At 74.1% G+C, this 17,119-nt stretch carries 15 protein-coding genes; 8 read left to right on the top strand and 7 right to left on the bottom strand.

Features of this window, described 5'->3' with window-relative positions; translation table 11 throughout:
* Positions 1-168: 168 nt before the first annotated feature.
* Entirely contained in the window at positions 169-1,965 is a 1,797-nt protein-coding gene (locus ABZ898_RS18210) for a M4 family metallopeptidase (protein ID WP_361659304.1), read from the top strand.
* Positions 1,966-2,126: 161 nt separating this feature from the next.
* Positions 2,127-3,335 carry an SGNH/GDSL hydrolase family protein gene (locus ABZ898_RS18215; RefSeq protein ID WP_361659307.1) on the top strand — a complete coding sequence of 403 codons (1,209 nt, stop codon included), beginning with the start codon at positions 2,127-2,129 and terminating at the stop codon, positions 3,333-3,335.
* Positions 3,336-3,342: 7 nt separating this feature from the next.
* On the opposite strand, the gene ABZ898_RS18220 is transcribed toward ABZ898_RS18215, so the two are convergent.
* Genes ABZ898_RS18220 through ABZ898_RS18230 form a run of 3 tightly spaced genes read right to left on the bottom strand, consistent with a single transcriptional unit; the run spans position 3,343 to position 6,868 of the window.
* On the bottom strand, positions 3,343-3,693 hold the full coding sequence (locus tag ABZ898_RS18220; protein ID WP_361659309.1) for a UBP-type zinc finger domain-containing protein: 351 nt from the start codon (positions 3,691-3,693) through the stop codon (positions 3,343-3,345).
* The gene (locus ABZ898_RS18225; RefSeq protein ID WP_361659312.1) at positions 3,690-5,195 is read right to left on the bottom strand and encodes an ATP-binding protein; all 1,506 of its coding nucleotides are present in this window, start codon (positions 5,193-5,195) and stop codon (positions 3,690-3,692) included. The genes ABZ898_RS18220 and ABZ898_RS18225 overlap by 4 nt, the downstream gene beginning before the upstream one ends.
* Positions 5,192-6,868, bottom strand: coding sequence for an FAD-dependent oxidoreductase (locus ABZ898_RS18230; protein WP_361659314.1), 1,677 nt, complete (start codon positions 6,866-6,868; stop codon positions 5,192-5,194). Before ABZ898_RS18230 ends, ABZ898_RS18225 begins: the two co-directional genes overlap by 4 nt.
* A 203-nt stretch (positions 6,869-7,071) precedes the next feature.
* On the opposite strand from ABZ898_RS18230, the gene ABZ898_RS18235 reads away from it, so the two are divergent.
* Positions 7,072-7,935 (top strand): universal stress protein, encoded by an 864-nt coding sequence (locus ABZ898_RS18235; RefSeq protein ID WP_361659317.1) that lies wholly within the window; start codon positions 7,072-7,074, stop codon positions 7,933-7,935.
* A gap of 15 nt (positions 7,936-7,950) precedes the next feature.
* Here the strand turns inward: ABZ898_RS18235 and ABZ898_RS18240 are convergent, their stop codons facing one another.
* Positions 7,951-8,697, bottom strand: coding sequence for an MBL fold metallo-hydrolase (locus ABZ898_RS18240; RefSeq protein WP_361659319.1), 747 nt, complete (start codon positions 8,695-8,697; stop codon positions 7,951-7,953).
* Between the two features lie 64 nt (positions 8,698-8,761).
* Complete coding sequence (locus tag ABZ898_RS18245) at positions 8,762-9,391, bottom strand: alpha-ketoglutarate-dependent dioxygenase AlkB (RefSeq protein ID WP_361659321.1); 630 nt, start codon at positions 9,389-9,391, stop codon at positions 8,762-8,764.
* Positions 9,392-9,514: 123 nt separating this feature from the next.
* On the opposite strand from ABZ898_RS18245, the gene ABZ898_RS18250 reads away from it, so the two are divergent.
* The 3 genes from ABZ898_RS18250 to ABZ898_RS18260 all read left to right on the top strand — a co-directional run bounded on the left by ABZ898_RS18250 (position 9,515) and on the right by ABZ898_RS18260 (position 13,431).
* Complete coding sequence (locus tag ABZ898_RS18250; RefSeq protein ID WP_361659324.1) at positions 9,515-10,153, top strand: TetR/AcrR family transcriptional regulator; 639 nt, start codon at positions 9,515-9,517, stop codon at positions 10,151-10,153.
* A 5-nt stretch (positions 10,154-10,158) separates the two neighbouring features.
* Positions 10,159-11,832, top strand: coding sequence for an FAD-binding dehydrogenase (locus ABZ898_RS18255; RefSeq protein ID WP_361659326.1), 1,674 nt, complete (start codon positions 10,159-10,161; stop codon positions 11,830-11,832).
* 186 nt (positions 11,833-12,018) lie between these two features.
* Positions 12,019-13,431 (top strand): M1 family metallopeptidase, encoded by a 1,413-nt coding sequence (locus tag ABZ898_RS18260; RefSeq protein WP_361659329.1) that lies wholly within the window; start codon positions 12,019-12,021, stop codon positions 13,429-13,431.
* 3 nt (positions 13,432-13,434) lie between these two features.
* Here the strand turns inward: ABZ898_RS18260 and ABZ898_RS18265 are convergent, their stop codons facing one another.
* Positions 13,435-14,655: a saccharopine dehydrogenase C-terminal domain-containing protein gene (locus ABZ898_RS18265; RefSeq protein ID WP_361659332.1), complete on the bottom strand. Its 1,221-nt coding sequence runs from the start codon at positions 14,653-14,655 to the stop codon at positions 13,435-13,437.
* Between the two features lie 141 nt (positions 14,656-14,796).
* On the opposite strand from ABZ898_RS18265, the gene ABZ898_RS18270 reads away from it, so the two are divergent.
* Positions 14,797-15,519 (top strand): TetR/AcrR family transcriptional regulator, encoded by a 723-nt coding sequence (locus tag ABZ898_RS18270; RefSeq protein ID WP_361659334.1) that lies wholly within the window; start codon positions 14,797-14,799, stop codon positions 15,517-15,519.
* Here ABZ898_RS18270 and ABZ898_RS18275 read toward each other — a convergent pair.
* A complete protein-coding gene (locus ABZ898_RS18275; protein ID WP_361659336.1) occupies positions 15,485-16,369 on the bottom strand; it encodes a LysR family transcriptional regulator ArgP in 885 nt (294 codons plus the stop codon). The genes ABZ898_RS18270 and ABZ898_RS18275 overlap by 35 nt on opposite strands.
* Positions 16,370-16,435: 66 nt before the next feature.
* On the opposite strand from ABZ898_RS18275, the gene ABZ898_RS18280 reads away from it, so the two are divergent.
* Entirely contained in the window at positions 16,436-17,053 is a 618-nt protein-coding gene (locus ABZ898_RS18280) for a LysE/ArgO family amino acid transporter (protein ID WP_361659339.1), read from the top strand.
* The last annotated feature ends 66 nt before the right edge of the window (positions 17,054-17,119 follow it).

Here is a 17,119-nt window from a genome sequence, read left to right on the forward strand (position 1 = left end):
TGTCCTGGAGAGCAGCGAAATGGATCATTCCTTCTTTACGTGGCCATGACTCATCCGAAAGGGTGATCCCTCGGGGCGCGTCCCGCCTGCCCCGATGGCCGCCCAACGGCGCCATGCGTCACGGCGGCCGGCGTGTCCGGCCGCTGTCGAACGAAGGAATTCCCCCTGGTGCGCAGACCGCACATACGCAGTGTGGCCGTCGCCGTCGCGGTGGCGACGGCGGTCACGGGCCTGGCCGGCACGGCACTCGCCGACCCCGCCCCCTCGAAGGCCCGCACGGCCGTCGAAGCCTTCCGGGCCACCGCCCGCAACGCCTCCGTGGTGACCGCCGCCCGCGCGGCCGCCTTCGCCCACGCCGACGCCTCCAAGGTCGGCGCCGGTGACGAACTCCGCGTGCAGGACGTCATGTTCGACCCCGAGGGTGGACACCACGTCCGTTTCCAGCGGGCCCACCGCGACATGGACGTGCTCGGCGGCGACCTCGTCGTCCACCTCGACCGGCAGCTCGCCTACACCGGCGTGACCACCGCGGCCGGAGAGTCCGTACAGGCCACCGCCACCGACGCCCGGATCACCCCCCGGCAGGCAGCCGCCAAGGCGGCCGACGCCGCCCGGGGCGACGCCGGCACCGCCGAACTCGTCGTCGACGCCCGCGACGGCGACGCCGTCCTCGCCTACCAGGTCACCGTCACCGACAGTGCCCTGGACGCCGCGACCGGCTCCCGCACGGTCGTCGTCGACGCCGTCACCGGCGAGGTGCGCAGCAACACCCCGGACGCCGACGAGTTCCTGTCGCCGAAGCTCCGCAAGGCACTGCGGGCGCGCGGCGAGACCCTCGACCCGGTCACCTCCGCCCCGGCCCCGGCCACCCGCGCGGCCGGTGTCGCCGCCGCCGCGGGCTACCCGGCCATCGCGCAGGGCACCGGCAAGACCCTGTTCGTGGGCAGCGTCCCGCTGACCACCACGCAGACCTCGCGCGGCCACTTCCAGCTCAAGGACCCCTCCCGGTACTACACCGAGACGCGGGACGCCAAGGGCCAGTACACCGAGACCTTCGGCAGCGGCAGCGCGATCACCGGCACCGTCAACACCTGGGGCAACGGCGCCACCAGCAACCGCAACAGCGCCGCGGCCGACGCCCAGTACGGCATCACCGAGACCCTGGACTTCTACAAGGAGACCTTCGGCCGGGCGGGCATCACCGGCAAGAGCACCGCCGCCCGCGCGATGGTCCACTGGGGCCACGCCGTCGGCAACGCCTTCTGGGACCCGGCCTGCGGCTGCATGCTGTACGGCGACGGTGACGGCGACATGATCAAGAAGCCGCTGGTCGTCCTCGACGTCACCGGTCACGAACTGACCCACGGCGTGGTCGACGCCACCGCCAAGCTGGAGCCGACCTACGTCGACCGGTACGGCAACCAGTACGGCGAACCGGGCTCGCTCAACGAGTCCCTCGCCGACATCTTCGGCTCCAACGTGGAGTTCCACGCCGCCAACGCCAAGAACCCGCCGAACTACCTGCTGGGCGAGAAGCTGGGCCTCGATCAGAAGTTCCTGCGCCGGCTCGACCACCCCTCCCTGGACAAGCTGGAGCGGGCCGTCGACTACTGGTCCAAGGCCGCGGACGACACCGAGGTGCACGCCGGTTCCGGCATCTCCTCGCACGCCTACTACCTCCTGGCCGAGGGCAGCGGCAAGAAGACGATCGGCGGTGTCTCCTACGACTCCCCGACCTACGACGGCGGTGCCGTCAAGGGCATCGGCCGCGCCAAGGCCACGGCCGTCTTCTACCGAGCCCTGACCCGCTACATGGTCTCCACCACCGACTTCCACGACGCCCGCAGGGCGACGCTGAACGCGGCCAGGGACATGTACGGCGCCACGAGCACCGAGTACCGTGCCGTCGACCGGGCCTGGGCCGCGGTCAACGTCACGGCCGCCAACACCCCGGCCGGCAGCTGACGCCACCGGCTCCGGCACGGCCCCGTCCCGCCTCAGCGCGGGGCGGGGCCTTCGTGCGGGGCGGGGCTTTCGTACGGGACCGGACACGGACCGTACCGAGGTGCGCGGCGCGGCCGTCGGCGGGACCATCACAGGATGGGCCATACGAAGGAACCGGCCAGGTGAACGGCCGGGGGAGAGCGTGCCGGGCGGCCGCCGTCCTGCTGCTCACCCTCGCCGGGCAGGCGACGGCCGCCTTCCCGGCGACGGAACCGTCCGGCCCCACCGTGCGCGGCTCGGGCATCGTCACCTGGGCGGCGAGCGCCCAGCGCGTCGGCCCCGGTGCCGACCGGTCCTACCGGATGATCGTGCGCGTCAGCGCCGGGGGGAGCGACCTGCGCGTCCGGATCTCCAACGCCTTCGGCGACCACCCGCTCACCGTCGACGCCGCCCACGCCGGGCTCCAGCGCGAGGGCGCCGCCCTGCGTCCCGGCAGCAACCGGCCGCTCACCTTCGACGGCGCCCGGTCCGTCACGGTCCCGGCGGGCGGCGTGGTCTGGAGCGACCCGCTGCCCGGCCGCGTCCCGGCCGGGGCCCGGCTCGCCGTCAGCCTGCGCACCCCGGACGCCCGGGGCCCCGCCACCGGCCACGAGATGGCCCTGACCACCTCCTACCTCGGCCGGGACGCCGACCCCGGCGGTGACGGCGCCGCCGGCTGGGACCGGACCACCGGTTCGTGGTGGTACCTCGACGCCGTCTCCGTACGCCCCGGACGTCCCGGCACCGGCGCGGTCGTCGCGCTCGGCGACTCCATCACCGACGGCTGGGGGTCCACGCCCGGCACCGACCGCCGCTGGCCCGACTACCTCGCCCGGCGGCTGCGCGCGGACGGGGTCGGCGTCGCCAACGCGGGGGTGTCCGGCAACCGGGTCCTGACCGGCCACAGCGGCGTCCCGAGCGCCTCGGGCCGGCTGGAGCGGGACGTCCTCTCCCAGCCCGGCGTGCGCACCGTGATCGTCTACGAGGGCGTCAACGACCTGAAGTCGCGCAGCGGCGTCAGCGCCGCCGACCTCGCCGCGGGGTACCGGGACATCGTCCGGCGCGCCCACGCGGCGGGTCTGTGCGTCGTCGGCGTGACCGTAGCCCCCTTCAAGGGCTGGTTCCAGTGGGACTCCGACGCCGAGGCGGTCCGCCGGGAGGTCAACCACCACCTGCGCACCGGCGGTGACTTCGACGCCGTCGCCGACGTCGACCGCGCCCTGCGCGACCCGGCCGACCCCGAACGGCTGCGGCCCGGGATCGACGCCGGCGACCATCTCCACCCCGACGACGCCGGGATGCGCGCCATCGCCGAGGCGGTCGACCCCGCCGCCCTGGACTGCCGCCGCTGACGCCGGTTCAGCTCAGCAGGCGCGGCCAGTCGGCCGGTACCCGCCCGGCCGGCCCCGGCACCGGCTGGCCGGCCGGATGGCTCTGCGGGGGCGCCAGCTCGGGCCCGGACTCGAGCACCTCCTGCGTGGCGAAGTTCCAGAACCAGTCCTCGCCCGGCTCGAAGCTGCGCAGCACCGGATGGCCGGTGGCGCGGTAGTGCGCGGTGGCGTGCTTGCCGAGGGAGTCGTCGCAGCAGCCGATGTGCCCGCACCGCGCGCAGCGCCGCAGGTGGAACCACCAGCTCCCCGCCTCCTCGCACTCCAGGCACCCTGTACCGCTCGGCGGCACGGACGGGTCGATCGCGGTGTCCTCACTCATGCGCTCTCCTCGTTCGGCTCGTTCGGCTCGTTCGGCTCGGTGGGTTCGGTCTGTTCGGTCGTCTCGGTCCGCGGGACGGCGGTCAGCGGCAGGCGGACCTGGAAACGGGTGTCGCCGGGCGCCGACTCCAGGCGCAGCGTGCCGTGGTGCTTGTCGACCACGATCCGCCGGGAGATGTCCAGGCCCAGACCGGTGCCCGAGCCGACCGGCTTGGTGGTGAAGAACGGGTCGAAGATCCGCTCCCGGATCTCCGCGGGCACGCCCGGCCCGGTGTCCCCGAACTCCACCAGCGCCAGCTCCCCCTCCCGTGCCGTCCGTACGGTCAGCGTGCCCCCGCCGCCCTCCGCGGTCATGGCGGCCACCGCGTTGTCGATCAGGTTCGTCCACACCTGGTTCAGCTCCGCCGGATAGCCGGGCAGCGACGGCAGCGTGCGGTCGTACCTGCGCACCACCTCGACGTGCGGGCCGAGCTTGCCGGACAGCATCAGCAACGTGCTGTCCAGGAGCTCGTGCACGTCCACGGACCGGAACGGCGCCCGGTCCAGCTGGGTGTACTGCCGCGCCGCGTCGACGAGCTGGGAGACGCGGGTGGTCGCGTCCTCGATCTCGTTCATCAGCAGCTCGGTCTCGACTGTGTAGTTGAGCCACCCCAGCGCCCCGCCGAGGATCTCCCGGTCCACCGTCGAGGCGACCCGCTCCAGCCAGTCCGCGTCGAGCCCGGCCTGCACGAAGACGGGCGCGAGCTGCCAGCCGTTCTCGACACCGTGGTCCTCCAGCCAGTCGGCGAGCGCGTCCTCCCGGTCGTACGTCTCCAGCGGGCCGAGCACGGGCGCCTTGGCGACCCGCTCGACCGTGCGGTCCTGGAGCTCGATCAGGCTCGCCAGCGAGTCCCGGGAGAACGGCCCCTCCGCGATCAGCGCCAGCTTGTGCCGCATCCGCGCCACCCGCTCCCGCAGGGTGGAGGTGGCCCGGACGGCGGCCGCCGCCGGGTTGTTCAGCTCATGGGTGAGTCCCGCCGACAACGACCCCAGCGCGAGCAGCCGTTCGCGCTGCCCGATGGCGGCCTGCGCGCTCTTGGTGCCGAAGAACAGCCCCTCCAGCAGATGCACCGCCATGGGGAACCAGGCCCGCATGATCTCCGCGAACACCGGGGCGGGCAGCACGAAGAACCGCGTCGGCACCGTCACCCGCATCGAGTTGTTGTACGCCTGCCGCACCCGGTCCCCGAGATACGCCTGCATCGCGCCGCCGTACACCCCGCGCTGGGAGGTGCGGGACACCTCCACGTCCTCGGTGCCGATCCGGCGCGAGAGCACCACCGTGCCCTCGACCATCACGTACAGGGAGGTCGCCGGGTCGCCCTCGGTGTACACCGGGCCCGGTTCGAACATCTCCACCCGGCCCTCCCGGCACAGCAGCCCCAACTGCTCCGGCGACAGCCGCTCGAACAGGAACAGGTTGCCGATCTCGCCGGGACTGCACGGCATCGACCGCCCGCTCACGACTGCTCCAGATACCGGTGGACGAGCATCACGGCCATGGCTCCCTCTCCTACGGCGGACGCGACCCGCTTGGCCGACTCGGCGCGCGCGTCGCCCGCCACGAACACGCCCGGCACGCTGGTCTCCAGGTGGTACGGCGGCCGGTCCAGCTCCCAGCCCTGAGGCGGTCCCCCCTCCACGGCCAGATCGGGCCCGGCCAGGATGAACCCGCGCGCGTCCCGGCGCACGGTGCCGTCCAGCCAGCCGGTCAGCGGGGCGGCGCCGATGAACACGAACAGCCACTGCGCGTCGACCTCCTCGCGCTCATCGCTGTCCATCCGGCGCAGCGTCAGCCGCTCCAGCCGGTCGGTGCCGTGCGCCCGCTCCACCTCGGCGCGGGCGCGCACCGAGATGTTGGGCGCCTCGGCGATCTGCTGGACCAGGTAGTGCGACATCGACGCGGACAGGTCCGCCCCGCGCACCAGCAGCGTCACCGACTTGGCGAACCGGGAGAGGTACATCGCCGCCTGCCCGGCCGAGTTGGCGCCGCCCACGATGTACACGTCGTGCCCCTGGCAGGACGGCGCCTCGGTCAGCGACGAGCCGTAGAACACCCCGCAGCCGGTCAGGTCCGCGCATCCCTCGGCCGTCAGCCGCCGGTACTGCACCCCGGTCGCCAGGATCACGCTGTGCGCGCCGATCGCGGAGCCGTCCGCGAAGCGCACGATCCTCGCCGCGCCGCTGACCTCGAGGCCGGTCACCTCGCGCGCGGTGAGGATCTCCGCGCCGAACCGGGTCGCCTGGCGGCGGGCGCGGTCGGTGAGCTGGGCGCCGGAGACGCCGTCGGGAAACCCGAGGTAGTTCTCGATCCGGGAGCTCTGCCCGGCCTGGCCGCCCGTCGCCGAGCGCTCGACCAGGAGCGTACGCAGCCCCTCCGAGGCCCCGTACACCGCCGAGCCGAGCCCGGCCGGACCGCCGCCGATCACCACCAGGTCGTAGAAGTCGGCCGTCGGCGTGGTCGCCAGCCCCACCCGGGCGGCCAGCTCCGGCGCCTCGGGCTCGACGAGCACCCCGCCGTCCGGGGTGATCACCAGGGGCAGCCGGAGCCCGTCCTGGCCGGCCGCCGCCAGCAGCCGCCGCCCTTCCGCCTCCTCCACCGAGTACCAGCGGTAGGGCACCTGGTTGCGGGCCAGGAACTCCCGCACCTCCGACGAGCGCGCCGACCAGCGGTGGCCCACCACCTTCATGAACGGCACGGGCCGGTGGTCCCCGGCCCGCCAGGCCGACAGCAGGTCGTCGACCACCGGGTACAGCTTCTCCTCCGGCGGGTCCCAGGGCTTGAGGAGGTAGTGGTCCAGGTCGACCACGTTGATCGCGTCGATCGCCGCGCCGGTGTCCGCGTACGCCGTCAGCAGCACCCGCCGGGCCCCCGGGTACACGTCCATGGCCCGTTCCAGGAACTCGATGCCGTTCATCACCGGCATCCGGTAGTCCGCCAGGATCACCGCCACCGGATCGCCGCGCAGCTTCAGCTCGCGCAGCGCGGCGAGCGCCGACTCCCCGGACTCCGCGCGCACCACGCGGTACGACGCGCCGTAGCGCCGTCGCAGATCGCGCGCCACCGCGCGGGACACGCCCGGATCGTCGTCCACGGTCATCAGGACGGTCCGCGCCGTGTCGTTGGACTGTGCCATGCGTCCTCACCCAGGGCGGTCGGGTGCACGGGACGGTGTCGCTGGTCCCTCGCTCCGGTTCCCGCCCATCGTATGTGCGTTTCGCCCGCTCCGCCCCGGTGTGCGCCGGGCGCCGGGCGGCGTGCGCACAGGGGCGCTGTGACAAGGTCATGGCGACGACGCCGGCTACGGCGGAACGCGCCCGACGACGAGGAGGCCCACGCATGACACGCCCGATCACGGCAGGGGTGGACGGCACCGACGAGAGCCTGGCCGCGCTCGGCTGGGCGGCCCGCGAGGCCGTGCGCCGGGGCGTGCCGCTGCGCGTGGTGCACGCCTGGGAGGAGGCCGGGGAACTGCCCGCCGACCGGGACACCCAGCGCGGCTGGGTCGAGGAGGGCATCGGCCGGGTCGTCGCATCGCTCACCGGACGGCACCCCGGACTGGACGTGCGCCTGGAGCTGACCGAGGACGACGCCGTGGACGCGCTCCTCGCGGCCGGCGAGGACGCCGGGGCGCTGGTCCTCGGCACGCGCGGGCACGGCGCGGTGGTCGGCTTCCTGCTCGGCTCGGTCGGCCTGCGGGTCCTCGCGGAGGCCACCGGGCCGGTCGTCCTGGTGCGCGCCGGGGACCGGGCGGAGGCGGAGGCCGCCGGACGGGAGATCGTCGTCGGCCAGCACGGCACCCCGGAGGACAGCGCCGCCGCGCTGCGCTTCGCCTTCGAGACGGCGGCCGCCCGGGGAGCCGCGGTGCGCGCGGTACGCGCCTGGACCCTGCCGCCCGTCTTCGCCTACAGCCCCGGCTCACTGAAGCTGCTGGACGAGGCGGGCGGCCTCGAACCCTACGAGCGGCAGGCGCTGGCCGACGCGCTCGGGCCCTGGCGGGAACGGTTCCCCGGCGTGCCCGTCGCCGAGCACGTCGAGATGGGCAGTGCCGGTGAGGTGCTGGTCTCGCAGGCCGGGCGGGCCCAGCTCCTCGTGGTGGGCCGCCGGGCGCGCCGCACGGCGGTCGGCGCCCGGATCGGCTCGGTCGCGCACGGGGTGCTGCACCACGCGGGCAGCCCCGTCGCCGTCGTCCCGCAGGACTGACCGGCCGCCCCCGGCTCAGGACGCCCGGTCGCGGGCCCGCTCGACGGCGGCCCGGACCGGGCCCCGGTACAGCGGGCCGTGCCCGGGCAGCAGGACGTCGGCCTCCAGCGCGGCGATCAGCTCCAGCGAGGTCACCGCCCGCTCCGTCTCGTGGTGGAAGAAGCCGTGCAGCATCTGCGGGCCCGGGACGCGGGAGGTCGCGTGCCCGGTGATCAGGGCGTCGCCGGAGACGAGGACTCCCGCCTCGGGCAGGTGGTAGACGCAGTGGCCGTCGGTGTGCCCCGGCGTGTGCACGGGCACCGGGCGCCCGGGCAGGTCGAGGGCGCCCCCGAGCGTGAACGGCGCGGGCTCCAGCACCGGGTTGTGCTCGGTGCCGCCCGCCTTGATCACCTGTACCGCCCACGGCACCACACCGGGCCGCCAGGCGTTGCGCGCCACGTCACCGATGGAGCACTGCTGGAGGAAGTCCCGCCGGGCGTGGGGGACTTCGGCCGGGTGCAGCAGGACGGGCGTGCCGTGAGCCGCGCGCAGGTGCTCGGCCGAGCCCAGATGGTCGTTGTGCGCGTGGGTGATCAGCACCGCCCGCACCGCCTCGGGTGAACTGCCCACGGCCGCCAGGGAGTCGAGGAGCGCCTGCCGGTCGCCCGGGTATCCGGTGTCGATGAGGGTGACGTCCTCACCGTCCTTCAGGATCACCCAGTTGACGTGGTGCCCCCGCACCAGATGGACGCCGTCGGCGACTTGCTCTGCCTGTGCCCGCATGTTCCCCTCGATCCCGGCCGGTCATGTACCGGTGCCAGCCAACCAGACGCCGGTCCGCCGCCGTTCAGCGCACCCCGCGCGGCCGGAACTGCACGCTGATCCGGGGCCCGGTGGCCCGCGCCGACTTGGGGACGCAGTGCTCCCAGGTGCGCTGGCAGGAGCCGCCCATCACGATCAGATCGCCGTGCCCGAGGGCCCGGCGGACCGCCACCGGGCCGCCGCCCGAGGGGCGCAGCAGCAGATCCCGCGGCGTGCCGACCGACAGGATGGCGACCATGGTGTCCTCACGGCTGCCCCGGCCGGTCCGGTCCCCGTGCCAGGCCACGCTGTCCCGCCCGTCGCGGTAGTAGCACAGCCCCGCCGTGGCGAAGGGCTCGCCCAGCTCCGGGGCGTAGTGCGCCGAGAGCCGCGCGCGGGCCTCGTCCAGCACCGGGTGGGGGAGCGGGGTCCGCTCCCGGTAGAAGGCCAGCAGGCGCGGCACGGTGACCACGTTGTCGTACATCCGGCGCTGCTCGGCCCGCCAGGGCACGTCGGCGGCCAGCTGTTCGAACAGGGCGTCGGCGCCGCTCAGCCAGCCGGGCAGCACGTCGATCCAGGCTCCGGTGCCCAGTACGGTCCGGCTCAGCCCGTCCAGCGGGCCGAGGCGCAGCTCGTCGGCCTGGTCGAACAGCGAGCTCTGGAGGTGCGTGGACATGGGGTCAGCGTACTCCTTAATCGAAAATAAGTTCTATTGATGGATCTGCGGCACTGCTTCGGTCCAGACCCTTTCGATGCATCGGTGTATCGGATACATTCCCGTATCGAATTGGAGGTTCGGGTGAGGACAGCTGGAGACGGAGCGCCGCGGGTCACCAGGCGGCGGGCGCGGACGCGGGCCGACCTGCTCGCCGCCGCCTTCGCGGTGTTCGCCGCCAAGGGGTTCGGCCGCGTCTCCATCGAGGAGGTCTGCGAGGCCGCCGGATACAGCCGGGGCGCCTTCTACTCCAACTTCGCCACGCTCGACGAACTGTTCTTCGCCCTCTACCAGGAGCGCGCCGACCTCATCGCCGGCCAGGTCGCCGACGCCCTCGCCCAGGAGAGCCCCGCGCTCGACGTGGCCGCGTCCGTGGACCGGGTCGCCGAGGTGCTGCTGCTCGACGTGGACTGGCTGCTGGTGAAGACCGACTTCCTGGTGCACGCCGCCCGCGACCCGGCCGTCGCCGAGGCCCTGCTCGGTCACCGGGCCCGGCTGCGCGAAGCCGTCGCCGACCGGCTCCGGCGGGCCCACGGACCGGCCGGGCCGCCCGGCGGGACCGACGCCATCGCCCGCGCGTTCGTCGCCGCCTACGACGGAGTCACCGTCCAGCTGCTGCTGGACAAGGACGTCGACGCTGCCCGGACCTGGCTGGGGCACCTGCTCACCGCCCTGCTGACCGGCAGCGGCACCCCCGAACGAGGCGCGGACGGAAGGACATGAGGACCATGGACGCGGACGTCATAGTCGTGGGAGCGGGCCTGGCGGGCCTGGTCGCCGCGCACGAACTCACCAGCCGGGGCCGGAAGGTGGCCCTGCTGGACCAGGAGAGCGCCGCCGACCTCGGCGGCCAGGCGTTCTGGTCCTTCGGCGGCCTCTTCCTGGTCGACTCGCCCGAACAGCGCCGCCTCGGCGTCAAGGACTCCCTCGACCTCGCCTGGAACGACTGGCGGGGCAGCGCCGGATTCGACCGCCTGGAGGACGAGGACTCCTGGGCGGTGCGCTGGGCCCGCGCCTACGTCGAGTTCGCGGCCGGGGAGAAGCGGTCCTGGCTGCGCGGCCACGGCATCGAGCTGCTCCCCACCGTCGGCTGGGCCGAGCGCGGCGACCTGCGCGCCGATGGCCACGGCAACTCCGTCCCCCGCTTCCACATCGCCTGGGGCACCGGCACCGGCGTGGTCGAGCCGTTCGTACGGTACGCCCGGCAGGCCGCCCGGGACGGGCTGCTCACCTTCCACCACCGGCACCGGGTCGACCAGCTGATCGTCGAGGACGGCACCGCGCGCGGGGTGCGCGGCACCCTCCTCGCCCCCGACGACTCGCCCCGGGGCGTCGCCTCCAACCGGGACCCGGCGGGCGAGTTCGAGCTGACCGCCCAGGCGGTGATCCTCACCACCGGAGGCATCGGCGCCGACCACGACATCGTCCGCCGCCACTGGCCCGAACGCCTCGGCACACCCCCGGCCGACATGGTCACCGGCGTCCCCGCCTACGTCGACGGCCGCATGCTCGACATCAGCGCCGGGGCCGGGGTGCGCCTGGTCAACCGGGACCGCATGTGGCACTACACCGAGGGCCTCGCCAACTGGGACCCGGTCTGGGCCGGCCACGGCATCCGCGTCCTGCCCGGCCCGTCCTCCGTCTGGCTCGACGCACGCGGCCGCCGCCTGCCCGACCCCTGCCTGCCCGGCTACGACACGCTCAGCACGCTGCGCCACCTGCGCACCACGGAGGACATCGCGGACTTCGACCACTCCTGGTTCGTCCTCACCCGGAAGATCATCGAGAAGGAGTTCGCGCTCTCCGGCTCCGAGCAGAACCCGGACATCACGGCCAAGGACCGCAGGGCCGTGCTCCGCGACCGGGTCCTGGGCAAGGGCGCCCCCGCACCCGTGCAGGCGTTCCTCGACAGGGGAGAGGACTTCGTCACCGCCGGCACGCTGGAGGAACTCGTCGCCAGGATGAACGGCCTCACCGGGCAGCCGCTCCTCGACCCGGCCGAGGTGCGCCGCCAGATCGAGGCCCGCGACCTGCAGATGGCCAACCCCTACAGCAAGGACTCCCAGGTCCAGGGCATCCGCAACGCCCGCCGCTACATCGGGGACCGGCTCGGCCGGGTCGCCGCCCCGCACCGCATCCTCGACCCCGACGCGGGCCCGCTGATCGGCGTCCGGCTGCGCGTGCTGACCCGCAAGACCCTCGGCGGCATCCAGACCGACCTGGACTCCCGCGCCCTCGGCCTCGACGGCAGCCCGGTCGACGGGCTCTACGCGGCCGGTGAGGTGGCCGGCTTCGGCGGGGGAGGGGTGCACGGGTACAACGCGCTGGAGGGCACCTTCCTGGGCGGCTGCCTGTTCTCCGGCCGCGCGGCCGGAAGGACGGCGGCCCGCCAGACCGGCTGACCCTGACCGGAGCAGGCGTCGGGGCGGGGCCGTCCCCGGAGTGAGCCGGAGCGCCCCGGAGGGTACCGCGGCCCGGCCCGGCGCGCCCTCGGTGGCCGGGACACGACCCCGCGCACAGGACAGCCCCGCCCCGCGCGCCCTAACCTGTGTGCGAAGCGATCAACGACGGCCAGCCGAGGAGCGCCCGTGACGTCACCCCGCCGCCGCACCTTCCCGCTCGGCCGTGAGGCCGTCCTCGCCACCGTCCCCCTCGCGGTCGCCGCCCTCCTCGGTGCCGCCGCGCCCGTCGGGTCCGCCACCACCGGGGCGCCCGGCGCGGGCGACCCGTACTTCCCGCTCAGCGGGAACGGCGGCTACGACGTCCGCCACTACGACCTCACGCTCGGCTACGACCCCGGCTCCCGGCACCTGGACGGCACCGCCGTCCTCACCGCCCGCGCCACCCAGCGCCTGAGCCGCTTCGACCTCGACCTGAGCGGTCTCAAGGTCACCTCCGTGCGCGTCGGCCGCGACGAGGCCCGCTTCACCCGCGAGGGCCAGGAACTCGTCATCACCCCCAAGAGCGCCCTGCGCAAGGGCCAGGAGTTCAAGGTCACCGTCCGCTACCAGGGCACCCCGAAGCCCGTCACCGACGAGGACGGATCGACCGACGGCTGGATCCCCACCGACGACGGCGCCTTCGTCGCGGGCCAGCCGCAGGGCGCCATGACCTGGTTCCCGGCCGACAACCACCCGCTGAACAAGGCGTCGTACGACTTCACGATCACCGTCCCCGAGGGCCGCACCGCCGTCGCCAACGGCGTGCTGCGCGAGCAGCGCACCGCGAAGGGCCGCACCACCTTCCGCTGGCACCAGGCCGAGCCGATGGCCGCCTACCTCGCCACCGCCACCGTCGGCACCTTCAAGGTCCGGCGCGGCACCCTGCCCGGCGGCATCCAGCTCTACGACGCCGTCGACCCCAGGGAGGCCCGCGCCGCCGACCCGGTGATGAAGAAACTGCCCTCGGTGCTGGCGTGGGAGGCCGGGCTGTTCGGCCCCTACCCGTACCGCGCCGCGGGCTCGATCGTCGACCACGCCCCGGACGTCGGCTACGCCCTGGAGAGCCAGAGCCGGCCCGTGTACGACTCGGCGCCCGACCTGGACACCCTCGTCCACGAGACCGCCCACCAGTGGTTCGGCGACTCCGTGTCCCTCACGAAGTGGCAGGACATCTGGCTGAACGAGGGCTTCGCCAGCTACACCGAGTGGCTCTACGAGGAGCAGCACGGCGGCGACAGCGCCCAGAAGACCTTCGACGCGCTGTACGCCCACCCCGCCGACGACCGCCTGTGGGCCTACCCGCCCGGCGACCCCGGCAGCGGCGGCAAGCTCTTCGGCACGCCCGTCTACGACCGCGGCGCGATGGCCCTGCACCAGCTGCGCAGGACCGTCGGCGACCGCGCCTTCCTGCGCATCCTGCGCGCCTGGGCCACCGAGCACCGCGACGGCCACGGCACCACGGAGGAGTTCACCCGACTGGCCGAGCGCGAGTCCGGGAAGAAGGTCGCGCCGGTGCTGCACACCTGGCTGTACAGCGAGGGCAAGCCGGAGAAGCCCTGACGGTCACTGCTCGCGCAGACCCCACGGCGAGCCGTACGCGGTCAGCAGGTCGAGGAAGGGGCGGGCGGGGAAGGCCTCGGGGCCGAGTACGCCCGTGCCCGACCAGGCGCCGGTGGCGAGCAGTTCGAGGGCGACGACCGGGTTGACGGCCGTCTGCCAGACGACCGCCTGGGAGCCGTACTCCGCCATCGACCACTCGTTGTCGACCACGTGGTAGAGGTACACCTCGCGCGGCGAGCCGTCCTTGGTGCCCCGCACCCAGGTGCCCGCGCAGGTCTTGCCGCGCATCCGGTCGCCCAGCGTCGCGGGGTCGGGCAGGCAGGCGGCGACCACGTCACGCGGGGAGACCGCCACCGCGCCCCCGGCACCCGGCACGGTCACCGGGCCGGTGCCGTCCAGCCCCAGCTTGTGCAGCGTCCGCAGCGTCTCGGTGAACTCCCGGCCCAGCCCGTACTTGAAGGTGACCCGCCGCGCGTCGGTCCAGCGCGGCATCAGCAGCACCTCCTCGTGCTCGACGTTCACGCACTCCACCGGGCCGATGCCCTCGGGGAAGTCGAACACCTCCGGCTCGCTGAACGGCTCCGTCGTGAACCAGCCGCGGCCCTCCTCGAAGACCACCGGCGGATTCAGGCACTCCTCGATCGTGGTCCAGATGCTGAAGGAGGGCGCGAAGTCGTAGCCGTCCACCGTCAGGTTCGCGCCGTCACGGACCCCGATCTCCTCGACGGTGTCGAAGAGTTCGTCCGCCGCGTACCGGGCGAACACGTCGGACAGGCCCGGCTCCACGCCCATGCCCACCAGCGCCAGCGCGCCCGCGCGCTCCCAGTCGGCGGCGAGCGCGAACTGCTCGTCGCCGAGCTTCACCCCGCACTCCTCGTACGGGCGCTCGGGATGCGGGCGGGACAGCGACATCGCCATGTCGACATAGGTGGCCCCCGCCTCGCGCGCCGCCCGGAACAGCGGCATCACGAATCTGGGGTCGGTCGCGTTGAGCAGCACGTCACAGCCGTGCCGGGCGAGCAGCGCGGCCACCGCGGCCTCGTCGGCCGCGTCCACCCGCTCGGCCCGGAACCGGCCCGCGTCCGCGCCGAGGGCGGCGACGGCCGCCTCCGCGCGGGCGGGGTCGTGGTCGGCCACCACCATCAGGTCGAAGAACGGACGGCGGGCCGCGATCCGGGTGACGGCGGTGCCCACACCACCGGCGCCCACGAGCAGTACACGCATGACGGAAACTCCCTGCCTGACACGGACGGGAAACGAGAACGGGACAGGCGCGCCTTGCCCCGCATCCAACGCTCCGGCCCGCGTTAAGGTCAATGGCGTTGGCATAAGGGCTGCCGAGCGCCACCAGGGAGGGACCCCGCCGTGCCCAAACCCGTCGTGCCCGAGGACAAGCGCCGCAGACGCCGCCCCACCCGGAGCGGCACCGTGCTCACCGAGGAGCTGATCGTCACCACCGCGCTGCGCCTGCTGCGCGAGCACGGCAGCGCCGGCCTGTCGGCCCGCCGCCTCGGCCTCGCCCTGGACTGCAACCCCAGCACCCTCTACCGGTACTTCCGGGGCATGGACGACCTCACCCTGGCCATCGGGGACGCCCTCATCGGCCAGGCCCTTCAGGGCTGGCGGCGCACCGGGCGCTGGCAGGCCGACCTGCGCGCCATCGGGCGGCGCATCCACGCCGCGTACGTCGCCCACCCCCAGGCCGCCCTGCTCACGGTCAGCCGGGTCACCGGCCGCGCCCACGAACTCGCCGTCGACGAGGCCGTCCTCGACGTGCTCGCCCGCGCCGGGTTCCCGCTGCGCGAGGCGGTGCGCGTCTACCACGCCTTCATCGACCAGACCCTCGCCTTCGCCGCCCTGGACGCCGCCACCCTGGCCCTGCCCAGCGCCTCGCAGCGGGCCGACGAGGACCAGTGGCAGTCCACCTACGCCCGCCTGCCCCGCTCCACCCACCCGCGCATCGCCGAGGCCGCCCCGCTGCTGGCCCGGCAGATGGTGCACAGCGCGTACCCCACCGCGCTGGCGATGCTGCTGGACAGCGCCGCCGCCCGGCTCAGCGGCGCAGCGCCCGCGCCGCCGTCGCGCTGACCGCCTCGGCCAGCGCCGCCAGCGCGGGGGAGTCGAGCCGCCACTGCTGCCAGTACAGCGCCACGTCCTGCCACCGCCCCGGCGCCAGAGGTACGACGCTGCCCGCCGCCAGCAGCGGTTCGGCCTGGGCCTCGGGCACCAGGCCCCAGCCGAGCCCGCGGGCCACCGACTGCGCGAACCCCTCGGAGGTCGGCACGTAGTGCCGCAGCGGACCCGCCCCGGTGCCGCCGAGCCCGCGCACGAAGGAGTCCTGGAGGGCGTCCTTGTCGTCGAAGACCATGACCGGCAGCTCGGCCAGCGCCGCCGCGAGCGGTCCGGACGACAGCCGCGCGGCCAGCTCCGGCGCCGCCACCGGCAGGTAGCGCATCTTGCCCAGCGGACGCACCGAGCACCCCGGTACCGGCTCCGCCGACCCCGTCACGGCCGCCATCACCAGGCCCTCGCGCAGGAGCGCCGCCGTGTGCTCCTCGTCCTCCCGGCGCAGCTCGAAACAGAGCCCCGGCACCACGGTGAGCGCGTCCAGGAACCAGGTCGCCAGCGAATCGGCGTTCACCGCCACCGACACCCGCGTCGGCTCCCCGGCCCCGCTCATCCCCAGCTCGTCGCGCGCGTCCCGCTCCAGCCGGGCGAGCTGGCGGGCGTAGCGCACCAGCACCGCCCCGGACTCGGTCGGCCGCACCGGCTTGGTGCGCTGGAGCAGGACCCGGCCGGTGCGCTCCTCCAGTGCCTTGACCCGCTGGCTCACCGCCGACGGCGTCACGTGCAGCGCCGAGGCGGCCGCGTCGAAGGTGCCCTCGTCCACCACGGCCAGCAGCGTCCGCACCTGTTCCAGGGGAAGCTCGTTCATCACAAGAGCTAATGGTAGGTAAGAATCTTTAGCTGTACGCGCGGTGATCCGTTCCTTAACGTCGATGGCATGAACCACGCGCTCACCGCCGCCGTCGCGGGCTTCGGCACCGGCCTCTCCCTCATCGTCGCGATCGGCGCCCAGAACGCCTTCGTCCTGCGCCAGGGAGTGCGCCGGCAGGCCGTCCTCGCCGTGGTGGGCATCTGCGCGCTGTCCGACGCGGTGCTCATCGCCCTCGGGGTCGCCGGGGTCGGCGCGATCGTCGTGGCGTGGCCGGACGCGGTCCGGGCGGTCGGCGTCGTCGGCGGCGTCTTCCTGCTCTGCTACGGCGTGCTCGCCGCCCGGCGTGTCCTGCGCCCCGGCACCGGGGGCCTGAGCACGGACGGCGAGGCGGCCGGCTCGGTCCGGCGCGCGGTGCTCACCTGCCTGGCGATGACCTGGCTCAACCCGCACGTCTACCTGGACACCGTCTTCCTCCTGGGCTCCCTGGCCGCCGACCGGGGCCCGCTGCGCTGGACCTTCGGCCTGGGCGCCGCGCTGGCCAGCCTGTGCTGGTTCGCCGCCCTCGGCCTCGGTGCCCGGCTGCTCGGCCGCGTACTGGCCCGGCCCGCCGCCTGGCGCGCTCTGGACGGGCTGGTCGCCTGCACCATGCTCGGCCTCGGCGCGATGCTGCTCGCCGGCGCCTGACGCCGGCCGCGGGGCCCCGGGACAAACGGTTCGGCGTTCGCCGGGAGTTGCTGCGATAGTGAGGGC

The sequence above is a fragment of the Streptomyces sp. NPDC046860 genome (genome assembly GCF_040645115.1).
Classification (GTDB): Bacteria; Actinomycetota; Actinomycetes; order Streptomycetales; family Streptomycetaceae; genus Streptomyces.

What these genes read in the sequence shown, in the direction of transcription:
- ABZ898_RS18255 (WP_361659326.1), top strand. Translation starts at nt 10,159, where the DNA reads ATGGACGCGGACGTCATAGTCGTGGGAGCGGGCCTGGCGGGCCTGGTC.
- ABZ898_RS18265 (WP_361659332.1), bottom strand. Translation starts at nt 14,655, where the DNA reads ATGCGTGTACTGCTCGTGGGCGCCGGTGGTGTGGGCACCGCCGTCACC.
- ABZ898_RS18220 (WP_361659309.1), bottom strand. Translation starts at nt 3,693, where the DNA reads ATGAGTGAGGACACCGCGATCGACCCGTCCGTGCCGCCGAGCGGTACA.
- ABZ898_RS18280 (WP_361659339.1), top strand. Translation starts at nt 16,436, where the DNA reads ATGAACCACGCGCTCACCGCCGCCGTCGCGGGCTTCGGCACCGGCCTC.
- ABZ898_RS18235 (WP_361659317.1), top strand. Translation starts at nt 7,072, where the DNA reads ATGACACGCCCGATCACGGCAGGGGTGGACGGCACCGACGAGAGCCTG.
- ABZ898_RS18245 (WP_361659321.1), bottom strand. Translation starts at nt 9,391, where the DNA reads ATGTCCACGCACCTCCAGAGCTCGCTGTTCGACCAGGCCGACGAGCTG.
- ABZ898_RS18240 (WP_361659319.1), bottom strand. Translation starts at nt 8,697, where the DNA reads ATGCGGGCACAGGCAGAGCAAGTCGCCGACGGCGTCCATCTGGTGCGG.
- ABZ898_RS18230 (WP_361659314.1), bottom strand. Translation starts at nt 6,868, where the DNA reads ATGGCACAGTCCAACGACACGGCGCGGACCGTCCTGATGACCGTGGAC.